Source organism: Azospirillum sp. B506 (genome assembly GCF_000333595.1).
Classification (GTDB): Bacteria; Pseudomonadota; Alphaproteobacteria; order Azospirillales; family Azospirillaceae; genus Azospirillum.
The window spans coordinates 1-3,441 of sequence record NZ_BADK01001047.1; the positions used below are offsets into that span (position 1 = coordinate 1).

The 3,441-nt window shown below is 69.8% G+C and carries 4 protein-coding genes; all 4 read left to right on the forward strand.

The genetic code is table 11. From position 1 onward, the window contains the following. On the forward strand, nucleotides 1-656 hold a 656-nt coding region (locus tag I71_RS32205; protein ID WP_042703927.1), incomplete at its 5' end, for an ABC transporter ATP-binding protein. Between the two features lie 15 nt (nucleotides 657-671). Further along, complete coding sequence (locus tag I71_RS32210) at nucleotides 672-1,469, forward strand: shikimate dehydrogenase (protein ID WP_042703929.1); 798 nt, start codon at nucleotides 672-674, stop codon at nucleotides 1,467-1,469. Between the two features lie 49 nt (nucleotides 1,470-1,518). Continuing rightward, nucleotides 1,519-2,292: an SDR family NAD(P)-dependent oxidoreductase gene (locus I71_RS32215; RefSeq protein WP_042703931.1), complete on the forward strand. Its 774-nt coding sequence runs from the start codon at nucleotides 1,519-1,521 to the stop codon at nucleotides 2,290-2,292. A 53-nt stretch (nucleotides 2,293-2,345) separates the two neighbouring features. Continuing rightward, nucleotides 2,346-3,441, forward strand: a 1,096-nt coding sequence (locus I71_RS32220) for an FAD-dependent oxidoreductase (RefSeq protein ID WP_042703933.1), incomplete at its 3' end; no start/stop codon positions are given.

Consider the following 3,441-nt stretch of genomic DNA (forward strand, 5'->3'; position numbering starts at 1 on the left):
GCGAGGCGGTGCCCCTTCTGGGCCGCAACGGTGTCGGCAAGACCACGACGCTGCGCACCATCATGGGCGGCTGCCCGGTCAGCGGCGGCCGGGTGGTCTTCGACGGCACCGACATCACCGGCGCCAAGCCCTACGAGATCAACCGCCACGGCGTGTCCATCGTGCCGGAAGGCCGCCGCCTGTTCCCCAACCTGACGGTGGTCGAGAATCTGCGCCTCGCCGCGCGGCCGGGCGGCCTGTCGGTGGAGGAGGTCTTCGTCCTGTTCCCCCGGCTGGAGACCCGCCAGCGCGCCAAGGCGGAGACCCTGTCGGGCGGCGAGCGCCAGATGGTCGCCATCGCCCGCGCCCTGATGGTGCCGAGCCGCATCGTCCTGCTGGACGAGCCGTTCGAGGGCCTCGCCCCCGCCGTCGTCAAGGAGGTGATGGAGGCCGTCGTCAAGCTGCGCGGCCGGGTGGCCATGGTCATCGTCGAGCATCACGCCGAAACCGTGCTGTCCATCGTCGACCGCGCCTATGTGCTGGTGAACGGCAAGGTCGCCTATGAGGGCAAGGCCGAGGAGCTGGAGCGCGACACCGCCCTGCAGCACCGCCTGCTCGGCGTGGTCCATGCCGAGGAAGGCGACGAAACCGCCCCCGCCACCGCCGATCATTCCTGAACCGGAGACTTCCCGATGCTGCCCACCCTGAACGGCGCCACGCGCGTCCATCTGATCCTCGGCGATCCGATCGCCCAGGTGAAGTCGCCGGCCGACGTCACCAAGTCCTTCGCGGCGCGCGGCGAGAACGCCATCCTGATCCCCGCCAACGTCACCCCCGCCGACCTCGACCGCTTCGTCGAGACCATCGTGACGATGCGCAACCTCGACGGCCTGATCGTCACCGTCCCGCACAAGTTCGCCTGCTTCCGCCACGTCACCGAGCCGACCGACCGCGCGCGCTTCCTGGGTGCGGTCAACGTCATGCGCCGAACGAAGACCGGCTGGGCCGGCGACATGGTGGACGGCCTCGGCTTCGTCGGCGGCATCCGCCAGGAGGGCTTCCAGCCGGAGGGCAGGACCGCCCTGCTGGTCGGGGCCGGTGGGGCCGGGACAGCCATCGCCCTGTCGCTGCTGGAGGCGGGGATCCGCGACCTTGCCATCCATGACGAGGACGCCAATCGCCGCGACACGCTGATCCGCCGCCTGATGGAGCGGTTCGGCGACGCGGTGCGCGTCGGCGCACCGGATCCGGCGGGCTTCGATCTGGTGGTCAACGCCACCCCGACCGGCATGAAGCCGACCGACCCGCTGCCGATCCCGGTGGACCGGCTGGGCCCCGACACCTTCGTCGGCGACGTGATCACCGCCCCGGCGGTGACCCCGCTGATCGAGGCGGCGCGGCGCATCGGCTGCAAGACCCAGGTCGGTGGCGGCATGTTCGCCAACCTGCTGGGGCTGATGGTCGATTTCCTGTTGCAGAAGGGCGAGTGAGACATTCGACGACGGCTTTCATCCCCTTGGGATGGTCAAAGGTGGAGCGATGAACAGGATCGATCTACAGGGCCGAAGGGCGGTCGTCACCGGCGGGGCCGGCGGCATCGGCCTCGCCGTGGCGGCCCGGCTTCTGCAATCGGGCGCGCGCGTGTCGCTGTGGGACCTGCCTGGCCCGGCGCTGGAGGCGGCGCTCGACCGTTTCAGGGCGGAGCATGGCAGCGGCATCGACGTGACCGCCGTCGATGCGGCCCCGGTCGATGTCACCGACCCGACGAGCGTGGATGAGGCGGCCCGTCGGACGGCGGATGCGCTGGGGGCGGTCGACATCCTCGTCACCTCGGCCGGGACCATCGGGCCGAACCAGCCGTTGGAGACCATCGCCCCCGACGCCTGGCGCCGCACGGTGGAGATCAACCTGACCGGCACCTTCCTCTGCTGCCGGGCGGTGATCCCCGCCATGCGGGCCGCCGGATACGGACGCATCGTCACCATCGCCTCCATCGCCGGCAAGGAGGGCAACCCGAACCAGAGCGCCTATTCGGCGGCCAAAGCCGGGGTGATCGGCCTGACCAAATCGCTGGGCAAGGAGCTGGCCGGCACCGGCATCCTCGCCAACACGGTGGTTCCGGCGGTGATCGACAGCCCGCTGGTCGCCCAGATGCCGGACGACGTGCGGGCCTATGTGCTGGGCAAGATCCCGCTCGGCCGCCCCGGACAGCCGGCGGAGGTCGCGTCCCTGGTGGCGTGGCTGGCGTCGGACGAGTGTTCCTTCTCCACCGGCGCCGTCTTCGACCTGTCCGGCGGACGCGCGACGTACTGACGTCCAACCTACCGACACGCCAAGAAGAATTTCTCGCAGGAGAGTAAACGTCCATGAGCATCGATATGCGCAAGATGGCGGACAAGCCCGCCTACGACGTGGTGGTGGTGGGCGCCGGCGGCGCCGGCATGGCCGCCGCCCTGTTCGCCACCATCGAGGGCATGAAGGTTCTGCTGATCGAGCGGACCGAGTATGTCGGCGGCACGACCGCCTTCTCCGCCGCGACGACCTGGGTTCCGAACACGCACCACCGCGCCGGCACCGGCACCCCGGACAGCCACGAGACCGTCTCCCACTATCTGGATCTGGCGGTCGGCAAGCACTCATCGGCCGAGATGCGCCGCGCCTTCCTGGAGGCCGGACCGGAGGCCATCGCCACCATCGAGAAGAATTCCGACGTGCAGTTCCGCGCGCGGCCCTTCCACCCCGACTACATCTCCGACCTGGAAGGCTCGACGCTGTGCGGCCGCGCGCTGGAGCCGCTGCCCTTCGACGGGCGCAAGCTCGGTGGGCATTTCGCGCTGGTCCGGCCGCCGATCCCGGAATTCACCGTGTTGGGCGGCATGATGATCGACCGCGACGACGTCGGCCACCTGCTGAAGCTGACCAAGTCATTCGCCTCCTTCAAGCACGCCGTGGCGCTGATCGCCCGCCACGCCATGGACCGGCTGAAGCATCCGCGCGGCACCCGTCTGGTGATGGGCAACGCGCTGATCGGCCGGCTGCTCCATTCGCTCGACCAGCGCGGCGTGGACATCCTGGTGCAGACCAAGGTGGAGGAGCTGATCCGCGACGGCGACGCCGTAACCGGCGTCGTGGCCACCCAGAACGGACAGCGACGCCGCATCGCCGCCCGCCGCGGCGTGATCATGGCGACCGGTGGCTTCAGCCGGCACAAGACGCTGCGTTCCAAGATGCTGCACCAGCCCACGCCGGAGCACAGCCCCATCGGCCCCGGCAACACGGGCGAAATGCACGATCTGGCCCTGGGCGCCGGGGCGCATTACGGCACCACCAACCTGGACAATGCCTTCTGGGCGCCGGTGTCGGTGCGCCAGCGCGCGGATCGGACCTGGGCGGTGTTCCCGCACTTCATCCTCGACCGCTGCAAGCCGGGCATGGTGACGGTGAACAAGGCGGGCAGGCGCT